12 protein-coding genes and 2 pseudogenes are annotated in these 18362 nt (G+C 53.5%); 4 read left to right on the plus strand and 10 right to left on the minus strand.

Annotation, left to right across the window (positions count from 1 at the left end; genetic code table 11):
* Window positions 1-72: 72 nt before the first annotated feature.
* Window positions 73-876, plus strand: coding sequence for a factor H binding protein domain-containing protein (locus A7P96_RS00175; RefSeq protein WP_067523858.1), 804 nt, complete (start codon window positions 73-75; stop codon window positions 874-876).
* 165 nt (window positions 877-1041) lie between these two features.
* Here A7P96_RS00175 and A7P96_RS00180 read toward each other — a convergent pair whose 3' ends face one another.
* Window positions 1042-1842, minus strand: a complete 801-nt coding sequence (locus A7P96_RS00180; protein WP_067523860.1) for a class I SAM-dependent methyltransferase — start codon at window positions 1840-1842, stop codon at window positions 1042-1044.
* Between the two features lie 329 nt (window positions 1843-2171).
* Window positions 2172-3296: a molecular chaperone DnaJ gene (gene dnaJ, locus A7P96_RS00190; RefSeq protein WP_067523864.1), complete on the minus strand. Its 1125-nt coding sequence runs from the start codon at window positions 3294-3296 to the stop codon at window positions 2172-2174.
* A 224-nt stretch (window positions 3297-3520) separates the two neighbouring features.
* Between dnaJ and A7P96_RS00195 the strand changes: the two genes are divergently transcribed.
* Both A7P96_RS00195 and A7P96_RS10055 read left to right on the plus strand, forming a co-directional pair.
* Entirely contained in the window at window positions 3521-4129 is a 609-nt protein-coding gene (locus tag A7P96_RS00195) for a nucleoside triphosphate pyrophosphatase (protein ID WP_067448359.1), read from the plus strand.
* 104 nt (window positions 4130-4233) lie between these two features.
* Window positions 4234-4470 (plus strand): annotated as a pseudogene (locus tag A7P96_RS10055) (NnrS family protein); the annotation flags it as partial.
* Between the two features lie 227 nt (window positions 4471-4697).
* Here the strand turns inward: A7P96_RS10055 and A7P96_RS00205 are convergent.
* Window positions 4698-5447 (minus strand): annotated as a pseudogene (locus tag A7P96_RS00205) (DUF4198 domain-containing protein).
* 158 nt (window positions 5448-5605) lie between these two features.
* Here A7P96_RS00205 and A7P96_RS00210 point away from each other — a divergent pair.
* Window positions 5606-6400: a DUF5339 domain-containing protein gene (locus A7P96_RS00210; protein ID WP_067523867.1), complete on the plus strand. Its 795-nt coding sequence runs from the start codon at window positions 5606-5608 to the stop codon at window positions 6398-6400.
* A gap of 279 nt (window positions 6401-6679) precedes the next feature.
* Here the strand turns inward: A7P96_RS00210 and rpoC are convergent, their stop codons facing one another.
* From rpoC to nusG, 7 genes are all read right to left on the minus strand, one after another.
* Window positions 6680-10855, minus strand: a complete 4176-nt coding sequence (gene rpoC, locus A7P96_RS00215; protein ID WP_067523868.1) for a DNA-directed RNA polymerase subunit beta' — start codon at window positions 10853-10855, stop codon at window positions 6680-6682.
* Window positions 10856-11050: 195 nt separating this feature from the next.
* A complete protein-coding gene (gene rpoB, locus A7P96_RS00220) occupies window positions 11051-15232 on the minus strand; it encodes a DNA-directed RNA polymerase subunit beta (RefSeq protein WP_067523869.1) in 4182 nt (1393 codons plus the stop codon).
* 194 nt (window positions 15233-15426) lie between these two features.
* Window positions 15427-15798 (minus strand): 50S ribosomal protein L7/L12, encoded by a 372-nt coding sequence (rplL, locus tag A7P96_RS00225; RefSeq protein ID WP_067448349.1) that lies wholly within the window; start codon window positions 15796-15798, stop codon window positions 15427-15429.
* 47 nt (window positions 15799-15845) lie between these two features.
* Window positions 15846-16349, minus strand: coding sequence for a 50S ribosomal protein L10 (gene rplJ / locus A7P96_RS00230; RefSeq protein ID WP_067523871.1), 504 nt, complete (start codon window positions 16347-16349; stop codon window positions 15846-15848).
* 234 nt (window positions 16350-16583) lie between these two features.
* Window positions 16584-17279, minus strand: a complete 696-nt coding sequence (gene rplA / locus A7P96_RS00235) for a 50S ribosomal protein L1 (RefSeq protein WP_064106419.1) — start codon at window positions 17277-17279, stop codon at window positions 16584-16586.
* On the minus strand, window positions 17279-17710 hold the full coding sequence (rplK, locus tag A7P96_RS00240) for a 50S ribosomal protein L11 (protein WP_067448345.1): 432 nt from the start codon (window positions 17708-17710) through the stop codon (window positions 17279-17281). The genes rplA and rplK overlap by 1 nt, the downstream gene beginning before the upstream one ends.
* Before the next feature lie 97 nt (window positions 17711-17807).
* Window positions 17808-18350 carry a transcription termination/antitermination protein NusG gene (gene nusG / locus A7P96_RS00245; RefSeq protein WP_067523873.1) on the minus strand — a complete coding sequence of 181 codons (543 nt, stop codon included), beginning with the start codon at window positions 18348-18350 and terminating at the stop codon, window positions 17808-17810.
* Window positions 18351-18362 lie beyond the last annotated feature (12 nt).

The raw sequence follows: 18362 nt of genomic DNA on the forward strand, positions 1-18362 counted from the left end.
TTTCCTACCAAGAGGCGTGCTATACTGTCTCTGCTTTAAGCAGTGTTCCCTGAAAAATGAAAGGATTTCGCCATGAAAAAACATCACACTCTTTACATCATGATTACAGCCCTCGCTTTGGGAGGCTGCGGCAGCGCCGGCAACTCGCTGGCCAATGCGATTACCGACCCGTTTACACCAAAACCGCACGGTAAACCTTCTCTTGCGATTAACGACCAGAACGGTAACGGATTGTTGCGAACTGGTAATAATATGGTGGCAGACACAATCAATATTGACGGTCGGGATTATAGGAATAACAGCACGTTGGATATCGGCCATAACTGGCAAAACAGGCTAACCGGTTTTCACTATGTACTGAAAAGTAACGGTCGTAGTTTGGAAGACGGCCAATTAGAGATGTACAAACGTTCTTATAGCGCTATCGTTGGTGCGCACGTTAGAAACCGCTATGCTCCAGATGGCACAGCGACAGGAGCAAACGAATTCCAGATCAGAAGCATCCAAGGCACGCTTACTCAAGAAAACCAACTGCCAACCACCGGTACCGTTCGTTATCAAGGCCATGCTTTCGCCGGCTCGGATGAACGCAACGGCAGGTTGGATTACAGCATCAATTACGGCAGTCGTACGGGCTCCGGCCGAATTACCGGCCTGCCGGATTTCGGCGACATCAACCTGCGCACCGGTAATTTAGACCGCCATAATTCCAACATTACCGGCGTTGCCGAATCCCAACGCCGAGGAAACGGCAATTACCATCTCAATATCTTCGGCCCGAATGCCAACGAAATCGCTGGTAAAGCACATAACTTTACCACCCCTCCCGGCAGTGTTAATCGGGAAGTCGGCTTCTCCGGCAGTCGTGTGAATTAACCCTGCTTAAAGCGATAGCTGGCAAGTTTTGCTCATGCTTTTTTGCTCAAATTCCCAACTGAAACGCGCCAACCCATAACGGCAAAACACAGCCATCGCGAATTGCAAAAGGCTACCTGAAAACTTTCAGGTAGCCTTTCCTACATCTGACATAGCACAAGGCATTCAACCGTTTTGCACTCCTACAGCACCCGGGCTGACGGCATCGACAGCCTTGCAGCTGTGCACAGCAATATAGCCCATGGTTTTGGCCGGGTCGTTGAAGGTGCGGTACATCCGTTTGAAGGCGGCGCGGTTTTCGGCTTTGAGCGCGTTTTTCACGATTTGGAAGGCGCGCCGCCAGCCTTCGTCGTAAATCAGTCCTTTGGGCGAAAGCAGGGTCATGCCGCCGCTGATGGTGGTGATGCTGCTGAAACCGCTGCGGTGGAAAAGATCGGTCCAGGCGCTTTCGGTGAGCGGGGTAACTTTCACTTGGATGGTGTCACGCAGGCGTTCCACGGCCTCTTCGGTGTTGTGCTCGCTCACCACCACATCGTGCGTGAGCAGCACGCCGCCGGGTTTGAGCACGCGGAAGTATTCGGCCACGGCCATTTCTTTGTTGGCCAGCGGCAGCATGGTGAGCATGGCTTCGTTGATGACGACATCGAAGCTGTTGTCGGGGAAGGGCAGCTTGGTAGCGTTGGCGTGCTGCACCTGCACCAGGTGTTCCAGCCCGGCGGCACGGATGTTTTGCCGGGCTTTATTCAACGCGTTTTCATCTAAATCCACGCCGGTAATGTGGCAGCCGAAACGCTGTGCCAGCCCTACGGCAGTGGTGCCCATATTGCAGGCCACTTCAAGCACCTGCGTATCGGGGGCGAAGCGGGTTTGGTTGATCAGCCATTCGGTGGCGAAACGGCCGCCGGGGCGCAGGCGGGTTTTGCCGAGGCGGGCGAGGAAATGATGGCCGGTTTGGTCTTTCTTCATAAGATTCTCCTGTGTGGATGCGGTGAGCGGGGCTGCCGCGCCCAAGGGCTTGCGTGTGTCATGACCACGCAAATGATTTCCGAAAGGCTACCTGAAAAACAGGCGGCGGTTTCAGCCACACGCGCTGATGCGGTGCGGCTGGCGGCAGCTTGGGAAAACGGAAAAGTGGCTTGAAGCGCCGATGAATGATGGTGTTGTTTTATGTGGCGCGGGGTGGTTATACTGCAAAAACGTGCTCGCGGCAAGCGGCTGGCTACCTGAATAAAGAAAGGCTACCTGAAACGCCCTATCGGGATTTCAGGTAGCCTTTTGCACGTTTGGCTGCCGCCTTAGTCGAACAAATCGTTTTTCAAATCGCGCAGTTTGTCCATAAACGATTTCTGGCGCGGGGTTTGGGCGCGGTCGAGGCCGGTGGAGATTTTTTCAAACTCTTCCAGCAATTCGCGCTGGCGCTCGGTGAGGTTGACCGGGGTTTCCACCACGATGTGGCAATACAGATCGCCAATAGAGGAAGAACGCAGCGATTTCATGCCCTTGCCTTTCACGCGCATGCGGCGGCCGGTTTGGGTTTCTTTCGGAATATTCAGCTTCACGCGGCCGTTGAGCGTGGGCACTTCCACTTCGCCGCCCAGCGCGGCGATGGTGAAGCTCACGGGCAATTCGCAGTGCAGATCCAAGCCGTTGCGCTCGAAGATTTCGTGGCGGCGGATATGCACCACCACATACAAATCGCCGGCGGGCGCGCCGTGCGAGCCGGGCTCGCCCTCGCCGGCGAGGCGGATGGGCTGCTCGTTTTCGATGCCGGCGGGGATGTTCACATCCAGAGTTTTGCGGCTCTTCACGCGGCCTGCACCGTGGCATTTAACGCACGGCTCTTTGATTTCACGGCCAGAGCCGCCGCAGGTGGGGCAGGTTTGCTGCAATTGGAAAATGGCCTGGCGCACGTGCACCACGCCGGAACCGTGGCAGGTGGAACAAGTGGTGGCGGAGGTGCCGGGTTTGGCGCCGGAGCCGTGGCAGATGTCGCACTCTTCGTGCGAAGGGATGGTGATGCGTTTTTTGCTGCCGGCTGCGGCTTCTTCCAGCGTGATTTCAATATCGTAGCGCAGGTCTTTGCCTTGGAAGTTCTGCTGACGCGCGCCGCCTCCGCCGCCGAACATCTGACTGAAAATGTCGCCGAAATCGAAGCCGGCTGCGCCGCCGAAACCGCCAAAGCCGCCGGCATTGCCGTCTACGCCGGCCTGGCCGAATTGGTCGTAGCGGCTGCGTTTTTCGCGGTCGGAAAGGATTTCGTAGGCTTTTTGGATGATTTTGAATTTCTCTTCCGCTTCCTTATTATCGGGGTTGCGGTCGGGATGGTATTTCATCGCCAGCTTGCGGTAGGCCTTTTTGATTTCGTCGTCGGAAGCATCGCGGGAGACGCCGAGGGTTTGATAATAGTCTTGATCGCTCATGGTTGCTAATGGGTAAATAAACGGTTTGCCGCGCAAGATTAGGGCAGGAGCGGGAAAAACAAGCTCTATGGCAGATTAACTTTGCTTCCACCCGCCGGCGTTGCAGCGTGTGAATCCGCTGCACCACCCCGCCCGCACAAATTCACCCGTTTTAGCTATCGCGGGAAACGGGATTTTCAGGTAGCCTTAGCGGCTTCCGCAGCTATGTAAAGAAAAGAAACGCCATGCCCAACACCATCTATCTGGCCTCGGCCAGCCCGCGCCGCCGCGAAATTCTGGTTTCATTAGGTTTCCAGCCCGTGCTGCTGACGGCGGAAACCGACGAAACGGCGCAGCCGGGCGAGGCGGTGGTGGATTATGTGGCGCGGATGGCACGGCAGAAAAACGCGGCAGCACGCCGGCTGGCGGCGCAACGCGGCCTTGCCTTGGCACAGCCGCTGTTGAGCGCCGACACGGTGGTGGCGCTGGACAATGCCATTTTGGGCAAACCGCGCGATGCGGCGCACGCCCGCGAGCTGCTGGAAAGCCTTTCCGGGCGCGAACACCAAGTGTGGACGGCGGTATGCGTATCGCTCGGCGGCCAAACGCTGGAAACGGCACAGCGCAGCGATGTGAGGTTTAAAGAACTGAGCGCGCAGGAAATCGCGGCCTATATTGCCAGCGGCGAACCGCTGGATAAAGCGGGTGCATACGGCATCCAAGGCATTGGCGGCGTGTTTGTGGCGCACCTTTCCGGCAGCTTCAGCGGCGTGATGGGGCTGCCCGTGTTTGAAACCGTGCAGCTGCTGCGCCAATTGGGCGCGCCCGTGCCGCCGTTTGCCGAGGCTACCTGAAAACGTATTGCCGCATGATTTAAGGGCTACCTGAAAAGCCTGCCGTTTTTCAGGTAGCCTTCCCCGTTTAACCCCTCCCCCTACAAACCAATAATCGACACATCATGAATCTGCTTTCCAAAAACCATCCCGTTTGGGGCATAGCCTTCCGCCCCTTCTACCCGCTGGCCGCCCTCTACGGTACGCTTTCCATCCTGCTGTGGAGCTTCGGCTATCAAGGCACGGCCGCGCTGCCCAATTATTTCTGGCATGCCCACGAAATGATTTGGGGCTATGCCGGCGCGGTGGTAGTGGCTTTCCTGCTCACGGCAGTGACCACTTGGACGAAACAGCCACGCACTTGGGTACGCCTCCATGCCGCTGGCGTTTTGGCTGATGGCGGCAGCCGCCTTGCCGCAGGCCACCACGGCGATGCTGATGTATCTGCACCCGGCAAGCCCACCAGCCCGGCTTGTAGCTCTTTTACCGCCTCGCTGCTGCCCTACACTTGGTACTACCTGCATTGGCTGACCGCACTGATGGTAGACGGCAAGAAAAGTCGAGTTGCAGGCTACCTGAAACCGCCAACTCAATGATGGCTGCTGCCGATCTCGAAGGTTAGCGTGGCATAGGCAGTCAGCTGGTCGCATACAGCCTGATCGGCGAAATCGGTTTTGTGCACCACGCGCACTTTCCAGCTGCCTTGGCGCAGCGGAATGTGCTCACCATGCCGTCGGCGCGGGTGGTGCCGGAGAACGCCTGTGGTTCGAGGCGGTGTGATTTATCGACCGGATCGCGGTGGGAGAAGCCATCAAACGTGGCCACCACCGTAGCATCCGGTAGCGGCTCGCCACGGAACAACACCCGCACCGGCAACACTTTATCCACGCGCACGTTGGCCGGGTTTTGCAACGGCACAATCTCCAGCAAATCACCCACCAGCCGGCTGATCAGCTCCTTACTCGCGCTCTCGTGCCCTATGTTCACCACCGCTTTGCCAAACATACTGGTTTGCTCGCAATAAGTGGCATCTTTCATCTGCGTCAGGTTCTGCCACCGCACGCGGCATTTCAAACTGATAATTATGCTGCCCGCGCCGCATCAAATCAATTTTGCCCTGTGGCGTGAGCAATTGCAGTGGCTTGGGAAACAGCAACAAACGGTCGGCAGTAATCGGCCCCAACTCGGGATAGTGCCCATAGCTCAGTTCGGCCTTCAACACCCCGCCGCCATGCGTGTGCGCAGCATTCATCCACACCTCATGACCGTGCGCGGCCACTGATAAGCCGGCCAACAGCACGGTAGACAATGAACGGCGAAAATAAAAACTCCTTTGCAGATTGTTTGCACAAATTGGATGTTATACCATAACCATTTCATCCAAAAAACATATATAACAAAAGCACTTATCTCTTCTTATGGCATTAGCTCGCCTATTCGGGAAAAATCGCCCAGCCCTGTCGCCGCCCTTCCCGAGCAGCACAGCTTACGTGTAAGATGCGCAACAGCCTCCTTACCATATCGACATTCATTACCATGCAAGGCAAACCAGACTGGAAACGATACCGGCAGCAGCTGCAGGCAAAACCGCAAGCCCTGCGGCAAAAACAGCAAGCTAAGCCGAACGCCCGGCCATCCAAATGGCGGGGAAACTTGCGCGCTCAGTGGCAGAAACTGCGGGGAAAACTGCGTACCCTGCCACAGCAAGTGCGTGAAAAACCGCAGCTGTTGGCCGTAGCCGCCGTAGTGGCCGGCTGCCTGCTGCTCGCCTTCGGGCTCTTGGTAGGCGGCAGCCGCAAACATCCTGCCCCCGCCGCTGAGACTGCGGCTTCACAGGCCTCGGCATCGGCCGCAGGCAGCGCATCCGGCATCGAAACAGCTACTGTGTCGGTTGAGCTGGTTACTCCCGAAGTGTCGGACGGCAATACCGAAGACGACCCGCTCACTGCTGCTGAAGCCAACCCCGAACCGGAGCACGCCCTGCCGCCCACCACTGCCGACCACATGAACCCCGTGTGCGAAACCTATTTCCAACGAGCCCGCGCCTGCTTCCGCCAAGCCCCCGACGGCCAGGCCGATGCACTGTTGCAATCGCTAGAAGCCACACGCGGCGACCTCTCGCAATTAGATGCCGAAGGCTGTGAAGTGGTGAGCCGGCAGTTTGAAGAAATGGTGCAGCAGATGGATTGCGAACAAAAAGCCGCAGACAGCAAGCCGGCTAATACCAACCCGCCGCCAGCCAAGCCCGCCGAAGCCAAACCGCAAGCTGCTTCGGCAGTGCATAAGCGCTGAAGCAAAATGATCAAAAGGCTACCTGAAATACTTGATTGGCTTTTCAGGTAGCCTTTTACACAGTTCGTATAGCTAAGGTACTTCACTGCATACTGCGCTGGCTCACTTTGCCGTACTAGCTGTGCTGTCTGCGGCTTGCTGCCTGGTATGAATCAATAATTGCCCCAGCTATAGCAGGCTACCTGAAAACCTAACCCCCATCAGCCAGCCAAGCCACCCGACCACGAAAAAGGCTGAAACCGCTTATTACGGTTTCAGCCTTTTGCTTTTCAGGTAGCCTTATTCGGCTTCATCCACCTGCTCGTTCACTTGCGCCTCGTGATGCGCCTGCCACTGCGCACGGCGGCTGCGGTGGTAAGTGAGGCCGGTACCGGCCGGAATCAGGCGGCCGACAATAACGTTTTCCTTCAGACCGCGCAGGTCGTCTTTCTTGCCCATGATGGCGGCTTCGGTAAGCACGCGGGTAGTTTCCTGGAAGGAGGCCGCGGAAATGAAGCTGTCGGTAGAGAGCGAAGCCTTGGTGATACCCAGCAGGATATTGTCGAAGCGTGCCGGTTCTTTGCCTTCGGCAACGGCGCGTTCGTTGGCCTGCATTACGTCGCCACGCTCCACCTGCTCGCCGGTGATGAAACCGGTTTCGCCGGCGTCGGCAATGTTCACGCGGCGCAGCATCTGGCGGATGATCACTTCGATGTGCTTATCGGAAATGCGCACACCTTGCAGGCGGTATACTTCTTGCACTTCCTGCACGATGTAGCGTGCCAGCGCTTCGATGCCTTGCAGGCGCAGAATGTCGTGCGGGTCAACCGAGCCGTCCACGATAATCTCGCCGCGGTTCACCACTTGGCCGTCGTGCACCAGAATCTGTTTCTCTTTGGAAATCAGAGTTTCGTGTGCCGCACCCTCCAAATCAGTAATCACCAGGCGCTGTTTGCCTTTGGTTTCTTTACCGAAAGACACCGTGCCGGTTACTTCGGCCAGCATGCCGGCATCTTTGGGCACGCGGGCTTCAAACAGCTCGGCCACACGTGGCAGGCCACCAGTAATGTCGCGGGTTTTGGAAGAGGCCTGCGGGATACGCGCCAGTACGTCGCCCTTGCCCACTTCCTGATCTTCGCGCACGGTAATCACCGCACCCACGGGAAAGGCCATGGAAACAGGAGTTTCAGTGCCGGGCATAGTTACCTCTTCGCCGTTCCCATCCAACAGTTTCACGGTGGGGCGCAGCAGCTTGCTGGTGCTGGTGCGGCGTTTACCATCGATCACCACCAAAGTGGAGAGGCCGGTGATTTCGTCAGTTTGACGGGTAACGGTTACGCCTTCTTCCACGTTTTCAAAGCGTACACGGCCGGCGTATTCGGTAATCATCGGGCGAGTGTGCGGATCCCAAGTGGCTAGGGTTTGGCCGGCTTTAACCGCAGAGCCGTCCTGCACCAGCAAAGTGGCGCCGTAGGGCACTTTGTGGCGTTCGCGCTCGCGACCTACTTCGTCGTGAATCACTAACTCACACGAGCGGCCGATGACCACCAACTCGCCTTTGTTGTTGGCTACATAGCGCATCTGGCTGCTGAAGCGGGCAGTGCCGTTGGATTTAGCTTCCACCTGGCTGGCGGCGGCAGCACGGGAGGCGGCACCACCAATGTGGAAGGTACGCATAGTCAACTGTGTACCGGGCTCACCGATGGATTGGGCGGCAATCACGCCCACGGCTTCGCCGGTGTTCACCAGCTTGCCGCGCGCCAAGTCTCGGCCGTAGCACTTGGCACACAAACCATAGCGGGTCTTACAAGTAATCGGGGTGCGGACTTTCACTTCGTCCACGCCGGAACGGTCGATTAAATCTACCAGCTGCTCGTTGAGTAGGGTTCCGGCCTCCACCAAGGTGGCGCCACTGGAGGGATCCACCACGTCTTGTGCAGTTACGCGGCCCAAAATGCGGTCGCGCAGGGCTTCAATCACATCGCCGCCCTGTACCACAGCTTTCATCACGAAGCCGTCGTTGGTACCACAATCGTCTTCCACTACCACCAAGTCTTGGGTCACGTCCACCAAGCGGCGGGTTAGGTAACCTGAGTTGGCAGTTTTCAACGCGGTATCGGCCAGACCTTTGCGCGCACCGTGGGTGGCGATAAAGTATTGCAATACGGTGAGACCTTCGCGGAAGTTGGAAGTAATCGGGGTTTCGATAATCGAACCGTCCGGCTTGGCCATCAAACCACGCATACCGGAAAGCTGTTTAATCTGGGCGGCAGAACCACGCGCACCGGAGTCAGCCATCATGTAGATGGAGTTGAACGACTCCTGATCCACTTCTTTGCCTTCGCGGTCGATTACTTTCTGTTTGGAAAGATTGTCCATCATCGCCTTGGCAATTTTATCGCCGGCACGGCCCCAAATATCCACCACTTTGTTGTAGCGCTCGCCATTGGTAACCAAACCTTGGCGGTATTGATCTTCGATTTCCTTCACTTCGGCGTTGGCTTCGGCCAAGAGTTTGACTTTCTCTTTCGGTACCTCCATATCATCCACGCAGATGGAGATGCCACCTTTGGCTGCAAAGCTGAAGCCGGTATACATCAGGTGGTCTGCAAAAATCACTGTATCGCGTAGGCCACACAGGCGGAACGAGGCATTAATCAGGCGCGAGATTTCTTTTTTCTTCAACGCCTTGTTGATGTATTCAAACGGCAGGCCTTTGGGCAGAATTTCGGAAAGCAGGGCACGGCCGACTGTGGTTTCATAGCGCTTGGTAATCGGCTCGAACTCGTCTTGGTCGTCTTTCACCCATTCCTGCAGGCGCACGGTAATTTTGGTGCCCAATTCCACCTGCTTGGTGTAGTAAGCGCGGTGTACTTCTTTCACGTCGGAAAACAGGCTACCTTCGCCTTTACCATTGATTTTGTCGCGAGTCATGTAGTATAGACCCAACACAATATCTTGAGACGGCACGATAATCGGCTCACCATTAGCGGGCGAGAGCACATTGTTGGAGGCCAGCATCAGAGTGCGGGCTTCCATTTGTGCTTCCAGGCTCAAGGGAACGTGTACGGCCATTTGGTCGCCATCGAAGTCAGCGTTGAAAGCGGCGCACACCAAGGGATGCAGCTGGATAGCCTTGCCTTCAATCAAAATTGGCTCAAAAGCCTGAATTCCCAAGCGGTGCAGAGTCGGGGCACGGTTGAGCATAATCGGGTGCTCACGGATGACTTCGTCCAAAATATCCCACACCACTGGCACTTCCTGCTCCACCAGTTTTTTGGCAGCTTTCACGGTAGCCGCCTCGCCGCGCACTTCCAGTTTGTGGAAGATGAACGGTTTGAATAGCTCCAAGGCCATGCGTTTGGGCAGGCCGCACTGGTGCAGGCGCAGATAGGGGCCGACGGTAATCACAGAACGGCCGGAGTAGTCTACGCGTTTGCCCAACAGGTTTTGGCGGAAGCGGCCGCCTTTGCCTTTAATCATGTCAGCCAGCGATTTGAGCGGGCGTTTGTTGGCACCGGTCATGGCCTTGCCGCGACGGCCATTATCCAACAGGCTGTCCACCGCTTCCTGCAGCATGCGTTTTTCGTTGCGCACGATGATGTCGGGCGCATGCAGCTCCAGCAGGCGTTTGAGGCGGTTGTTGCGGTTGATGACGCGGCGATAGAGGTCATTCAAATCGGAAGTGGCGAAACGCCCACCATCCAACGGCACCAACGGACGCAAATCAGGCGGCAGCACGGGCAACACGTCCATAATCATCCACTCCAGCTTCATGCCATTGCGCTGAAAGACTTCCAGAACTTTCAGTCGTTTAGCCAGCTTCTTGATTTTGGTTTCGGAGCCGGTGCTTTCCAATTCCTGCCGCAGGATTTCGATTTCGGCCGGCACATCTAATGAGCGCAATAGTTCGCGGATGCCTTCGGCGCCCATTTTGGCATCGAAGTCTTCGCCATACTCTTCCAGCTTGGCGTAGTAGTCTTCCTCGGTCAGCAGCTGGCGGCGTTGCAGCGAGGTCATGCCGGGGTCGGTTACCACAAAAGCTTCGAAATACAGCACGCGCTCAATATCGCGCAAGGTCATATCCAACACCATGCCGAGGCGGGAAGGCAGTGATTTCAAGAACCAAATATGGGCAACAGGCGCGGCCAGCTCAATATGCCCCATGCGCTCGCGACGCACTTTAGAAAGGGTAACTTCCACACCGCATTTTTCGCAGGTTACACCTTTGAACTTCAATCGCTTATATTTTCCGCACAAGCATTCGTAGTCTTTTACCGGGCCGAAGATTTTGGCGCAGAATAGGCCGTCGCGCTCGGGTTTGAAGGTACGGTAGTTGATGGTTTCCGGCTTCTTCACTTCACCGTAAGACCAAGAGCGGATGGTTTCGGGCGAGGCAATGCCGATTTTGATGGCATCGAATTCTTCTTCCATGCCGGCAGCTTGCAGGGGGTTAAACAGGTTCGACAGATTCATTTTTGCTCCCAATCAGGATTTTGTATTTTGCTCACTCTACTTCAGACAGCCTTTGAGGCTACCTGAAAAATATGGGCGGGCAGCTTGGCCAGATTTTTGTCCGGCAGCAAACGGCGGCTCGGCGGGATATATCACGCCGGCACAATGGCCGTTTCTATTTTCAGGTAGCCTTAAAGGCTACCTGAAAAGCCCCGTTTAATACCGCTCCATATCGATATCCAAGCCCAGCGAACGGATTTCTTTTACCAACACGTTAAACGATTCGGGCATGCCGGCTTCGATTTTGTGTTCGCCTTTGACGATGTTTTCATACATCTTCGTACGGCCGGTTACGTCGTCCGATTTCACGGTCAGCATTTCTTGCAGCGTGTAGGCGGCGCCATAGGCTTCCAACGCCCACACCTCCATCTCACCGAAACGCTGGCCACCAAACTGGGCTTTACCACCGAGCGGCTGCTGGGTAACGAGCGAGTATGGGCCGGTGGAGCGAGCGTGCATTTTTTCGTCCACCAAGTGGTGCAGCTTCAGATAGTGCATCACGCCCACGGTTACCTTGCGGTCGAACGGTTCGCCGGAACGGCCGTCGTACAGGGTGATTTGGGTTTTGGTGTCGTTGAAACCCAGTTTCTGCACTTCGGGGTCGTCGCTCGGGTAGGCCAATTCGAGCATGTCGTAGATTTCCTGCTCTTTGGCACCGTCGAACACCGGCGAAGCGAAGGTAGCACCACCCTTGAGGTTTTCGGCCAAAGTGAGGATTTCTTCATCGCTGAGAGATTTCAGGTCTTCTTTTTTACCGCTGCCGTTATAGAGTTTTTCTAAGAAAGCACGGATTTCTTTCACTTTGCGCTGTTCGGCCAACATTTTTTCAATGCGCTGGCCGATACCTTTGGCAGCCCAGCCCAAATGCACTTCCAGAATCTGGCCGATGTTCATACGCGAAGGTACGCCCAGCGGATTGAGCACGATATCTACGGTGCGGCCATCGGCCATGTAGGGCATGTCTTCCACCGGCAGAATGCGCGATACCACGCCTTTGTTACCGTGGCGGCCGGCCATTTTGTCACCGGCTTGCAGGCGGCGTTTGATGGCGATGAACACTTTGACCATTTTCTGCACACCGGGCGGCAGCTCGTCGCCCTGGGTCATTTTTTTCTTCTTAATTTCGTATTGCTCGTCGGCCTCTTCGCGTTTCTGCTGCAGGCTGAGCTTAATCAATTCAAGCTGTTTGGCCAGCTCTTCGTCTGACAGACGGATGTCGAACCAATCGTGCTTGGTCGGCAGAGAAGCTAGGTATTCAGCAGTAATTTCTTTGCCTTTGCCCAGTTTCATCGGGCCGCCATTGGCTTTTTGACCGACAATCATGCGCTCGATACGGTCGAAGGCATCGTTATCGAAAATACGCAGTTGATCGTTCAAATCCAAGCGGTAGCGTTTCAGCTCGGCATCAATAATGGATTGGGCACGTTTGTCGCGCTGGATGCCTTCGCGGGTGAACACTTGTACGTCGATTACCGTGCCGCTCATGCCGGTGGGCATACGCAGCGAGGTATCTTTCACATCGGAGGCTTTTTCACCGAAGATGGCACGCAGCAGTTTTTCTTCCGGCGTGAGCTGGGTTTCGCCTTTGGGCGTTACTTTGCCCACCAATACGTCGCCAGCTTCCACTTCGGCGCCAATATATACGATGCCGCTTTCGTCCAAACGGTTTTGCATGCGTTCAGACAAATTGGGAATATCGCGGGTGATTTCTTCCGCACCCAGCTTGGTGTCACGCGCCACCACATTGAGCTCTTCGATGTGGATGGAGGTGTAGCGGTCGGCGGCAGCCACTTTCTCGGAAATCAGAATCGAGTCTTCGTAGTTGTAGCCGTTCCAAGGCATGAAGGCGATGGTCATGTTCTGGCCAAGCGCAAGTTCGCCCAGGTCAGTAGAAGCGCCATCGGCAATCAAATCACCTCGCTGCAACACATCACCGGCTTTCACCGCTGGACGTTGGTTGATGTTGGTAGATTGGTTGGAGCGGGTGAATTTCACCAGGTTATAGATGTCTACACCCACTTCGCCCGCTACGGTTTCTTCGTCGTGCACGCGAACCACGATACGGTTGGCATCCACGTATTCCACCACACCGCCGCGACGAGCCACGATAGCGGTGGCGGAGTCCACAGCCACGGAGCGTTCGATGCCGGTGCCAACCAGCGGTTTTTCGGCACGCAGGCAGGGTACGGCCTGACGTTGCATGTTGGCACCCATCAAGGCACGGTTGGCGTCATCGTGCTCCAAGAAGGGAATCAGCGAGGCGGCTACGGATACCACTTGGCCGGTGGCCACGTCCATATACTGCACGCGGTCAGCGCTGGCCATGATGGTTTCACCTTTTTCGCGGCAGGTAATCAAATCACCTTTCAGGTAGCCTTTCTTATCCACTTCGGCGTTGGCCTGCGCAATCACATAACGGCCTTCTTCGATGGCAGACAGATAGTCGATTTTATCAGTAACTTTGCCATCCACCACGCGGCGGTACGGAGTTTCCAAGAAGCCGTAATCGTTGGTGCGAGCATAAACAGATAATGAGTTAATCAGGCCGATGTTCGGACCTTCAGGCGTTTCAATCGGGCACACACGGCCATAATGAGTCGGGTGTACATCTCGCACTTCAAAGCCAGCACGTTCACGGGTCAGGCCGCCCGGACCGAGTGCAGATACACGGCGTTTATGGGTTACTTCCGATAGCGGATTGGTCTGATCCATAAACTGTGATAGTTGGCTGGAGCCAAAAAATTCTTTGATGGCAGCCGATACCGGTTTGGCGTTGATCAAATCGGTCGGCATCAGGTTGTCAGCTTCTGCCTGATTCAGGCGCTCTTTTACTGCGCGCTCCACACGGGCCAAGCCAGAGCGGAACTGGTTTTCAGTCAATTCGCCCACGGAACGCACGCGACGGTTACCCAGGTGGTCAATATCATCCACTTCACCATGGCCGTTGCGCAACTCAACCAGCGTAGCGATAGAGGCAATAATGTCTTCCGTGCTAAGAATAAACCCGCCTTTTTCAGCTGCACCGGCCAGGATTTCGTTTAACAGACGGCCATACCAAGACCGCTGCTGGTCTTCAGACAGTTTTTGCTCATAGGTGCGGGTATTGAATTTCATGCGGCCAACGCGCGACAAGTCATAGCTGGCCTCATTAAAGAACAGGCGATCAAACAGCATTTCTACTGCTTCTTCGGTGGGCGGTTCGCCAGGGCGCATCATGCGGTAAATGGCAATACGTGCGGCCATTTGGTCAGCAGTTTCATCTACTTGCAACGTAGAGGAAATATAGCCGCCATACCCCAACTCGCTGATATATAAGGTTTGGATTTCACTCACACCCTGAATTTCCAACTGTGCCAGCAATTCTTCGGTAATTTCGCTATTGGCTGGTGCCAGAATTTCACCGGTATCGGGTACGATAACGTCTTTAGCCAGCATTTTGCCGATCAAAGCCTCGGCATCCACCCGTAAGCGCTTCAAGCCAGCTTTCTCAATATCACGCAACCCTTTGGCGGTAACCCGCTTGCCCGCGGCAACCAGCACCTTGCCGTCCGCATCGTAAATATCGGTTTTCACGGTTTCACCCTTTAAACGCGACAAAACCAGCTCGGTCTCCACACCATCTTTGCTTAGGTAAAATGTTTCTTTGTCATAGAAGGTATCTAAGATCTGCTCAGCGCTGTATCCCAATGCTTTCAGCAAAATGGTTACTGGCATTTTGCGACGGCGGTCGATACGGAAATAGAGCAAGTCTTTCGGGTCAAACTCCAAATCTAGCCATGAGCCGCGATAGGGGATGATGCGGGCAGAAAACAGCAGCTTGCCTGAAGAATGGGTTTTACCCCGGTCATGCTCGAAAAACACGCCCGGAGAGCGGTGCAGCTGAGACACAATGACACGCTCAGTGCCGTTAATGATGAATGAACCATAAGGAGTCATCAGCGGGATTTCGCCCATATAAACTTCATTCTCGCGCACTTCTTTCACCACATTAGGCTTGGAAGATTCTTTATCTAGAATCACCAAGCGAATTCGGGCTCGTAAAGGGGCGGCATAAGTAATGCCACGCAGTTGGCATTCAGCAATATCAAATAAAGGTTCACCTAAGATGTAATGAGTAAATTCCAACCGAGAATATCCATTGTGGCTCACAATCGGGAAAATAGAATTAAATGCAGCCTGCAAGCCTTCATCCAAGCGCTTATCGAAAGCAGTTTCCTGCTGGAGAAATTTGTGGTAAGACTCCAGCTGGGTAGCCAACAAATACGGCACTTCCAACACGCTATCGCGTTTGGCAAAACTCTTTCGGATACGCTTTTTTTCGGTAACTGAATAACTCATTGTTGAACACTCCAGATAATGAGAAAGGTTGACTCCAACTTGAACAGCAGCAATATCCGCCGCCACCTGAAATTTGCATATATTTGCCATTTGAGTGGCGGTATATGGTAAATATATGCAAATTATTATTTATTCCCAATCTCCAAGCAAAACAAGGCTGGCAGAAACCTGCCAGCCTGTTAGCAAGAAAATACTTATTTGATTTCCACTTTGGCACCAGCTTCTTCCAGCTGTTTTTTGATTTCTTCAGCTTCAGCAGGAGTGACGCCTTCTTTGATGGTTTTCGGAGCGCCGTCAACCATATCTTTGGCTTCTTTCAAGCCCAAGCCAGTAATGGCACGAACCACTTTAATCACGCCTACTTTCTGATCACCAGCAGCAGCCAAAATTACGTCTACCTCAGACTTAGCTTCAGCTTCACCACCAGCAGCACCAGAGCCAGCAGCAATAGCAACGGCAGCGGCAGAAACGCCAAACTTGGTTTCAAATTCTTTTACCAAGTCGTTCAACTCCATTACAGTCAAACTGCCAATTGCTTCCAAAATGTCTTCTTTAGTAATAGCCATGCTATCAAACTCCTAAATTTAATGAATAAGTAAAATATAAATAATGGTTAAGCAGATGCTTCTTCAGCAGCTTTTTTCTCAGCCAGAGCAGCCAAGCCGCGAGCCATGCCAGACAATGGAGCCTGCATGAGGAACAGCAATTTGGACAGCAATTCTTCGCGACTCGGAATTGCAGCCAGCTGACCCACCTGAGCGGCATCCATCACCGCACCGTCATAAGAGCCTGCTTTAATGATCAGCTTCTCATCTTTTTTAGAGAATTGGTGCAACACTTTTGCAGCAGCTACAGCATCTTCAGATGCTGCATATACCAACGGGCCAACCATATGTTCGGCTAACCCTGCAAAAGAGGTGCCTTCTACCGCACGACGAGCCAACGTGTTTTTCAAAACACGCAAATACACACCTTCCTTACGTGCATTGGCACGCAATTCGGTCATGCTAGCAACGCGGATACCGCGGTATTCGGCAAGCACCATGGTCTGAGCATTGCCGATACCGGCAACAATCTCTTCCACAACTGCTTTTTTAGTTTCAATACTAAGACTCAAGGTCTACCTCCTACTGTTTATCAAAGAATGTCTAATGACATCCACCAGTTCGGCAACCTGAAAAGACATTTTGCAAGCAATTGCTTGCTCATAATCTCAGGACCACCGTCTACGTAGGGTAAAATATTAAATCTTACGATCCCTACGGTCTTGGACTCTACTTACAATCAAGTATAAGCAGTCCATATTTCAGGTAGCCTCAGCAACCCGCCAAAGGCTACCTGAAAATTTCTTTTAACTAGACACGCTACCAACATCTACACGAACACCAGGTCCCATAGTGCTAGATAATGCGATTTTCTTCAGATATTGGCCTTTGGTAGCAGCGGGCTTCGCCTTTACTACCGCATCCAACAAAGTATTAAAATTTTCGCGCAAATCAGCCGCCGCAAAAGAAGCACGGCCAATTGTGGCATGCACCACACCAGCCTTATCAGTGCGATACTGAACCTGACCAGCTTTGGCATTACGCACAGCTTCTGCCACATTTGGCGTAACCGTGCCCACCTTCGGATTTGGCATTAAACCGCGCGGCCCCAAGATAGTACCTAACTGACCAACGATACGCATCGCATCAGGAGAGGCAATAACAACATCAAAATCTAAATTTCCTGCTTTTACTTCTGCGGCCAGATCCTCAAACCCAACCACATCAGCCCCTGCTTCTTTTGCTGCTTCAACATTGGCACCTTGAGTAAATACTGCCACACGAACAGTCTTACCAGTACCTTTGGGCAACACAACAGACCCACGGATTACTTGATCAGATTTACGCGAATCCACGCCCAAATTGATAGCAACATCAACAGACTCATCAAATTTGGCTGTAGCAGTCTTCTTTACCAACTCAATTGCTTCATCAATTGAGTAATGTACATTTGAGTCAATAGAAGAGCGCAGACCCTGGAAACGTTTAGACAACTTAGCCATTACACACCCTCCACATCCAAGCCCATGGAACGGGCAGAACCAGCGATAGTACGAACTGCTGCATCCAAATCAGCTGCAGTCAAATCAGGCTCTTTAATCTTGGCAATTTCTTCCAACTGAGCACGGGTAACTTTACCCACCTTACTGGTCAGCGGATTTGAACTACCTTTCTGCAAACCAGCAGCCTTCTTCAGCAAAATACTGGCCGGAGGAGTTTTCATTACAAACGTAAAAGACTTATCCGCAAACGCAGTAATTACTACAGGAATAGGCAAACCAGGCTCCACATTTTGTGTAGCCGCATTAAATGCCTTACAAAATTCCATGATATTTAAACCACGCTGGCCCAGTGCCGGACCAACTGGAGGAGAAGGATTAGCCTTCCCTGCAGGAATCTGCAACTTGATATAACCTACAATTTTCTTTGCCACATTTAGCTCCTAAATAACGGGTAATACGCAGAAATTCTGCTCCCCAAGATAAGCCGCATATTATAAATAAAATCTTGCTTATTGCCAAGCAATCAGACTAAATTTTCTCCACCTGACTAAAATCTAGCTCAACGGGTGTTTCTCGACCAAAAATTTGAACCAGAACTCGCAACTTATTACGTTCATAATCCACAACATCAACCAACCCGTTAAAATCAGAAAATGGGCCTTCACTTACCCTAATCTGCTGCCCCACCACAAACTCAACTCGCGGCCTAGGCTTTTTCTCAGAACCAGCAACATCCGACACTTGGGACATGATCGCATCAACTTCTCGCTGAGAAATTGGCAAGGGCCTATTAGCCATACCTCCAATAAACCCATTAACCCTGGGCGTACTCTTAACCAAGTGCCATGACTCATCCGTCATTTCCATCTCTATTAACACATAACCTGGAAAAAATTTACGCTCACTAACCGTCTTCCGGCCATTCTTAATACCAACAACTTCCTCAACTGGCACCAGAATCTGACCAAAAAGCCCCTCCACCCCCTCTCTCGCAATCCGCTCCTTTAAAGTTTTCTGAACATTCTTTTCAAATCCAGAATATGCTTGGATAACATACCAATCTTTAGCCATTCTCTCGACACC

The organism is Eikenella sp. NML03-A-027, from assembly GCF_001648395.1.
Classification (GTDB): domain Bacteria; phylum Pseudomonadota; class Gammaproteobacteria; order Burkholderiales; family Neisseriaceae; genus Eikenella; species Eikenella exigua.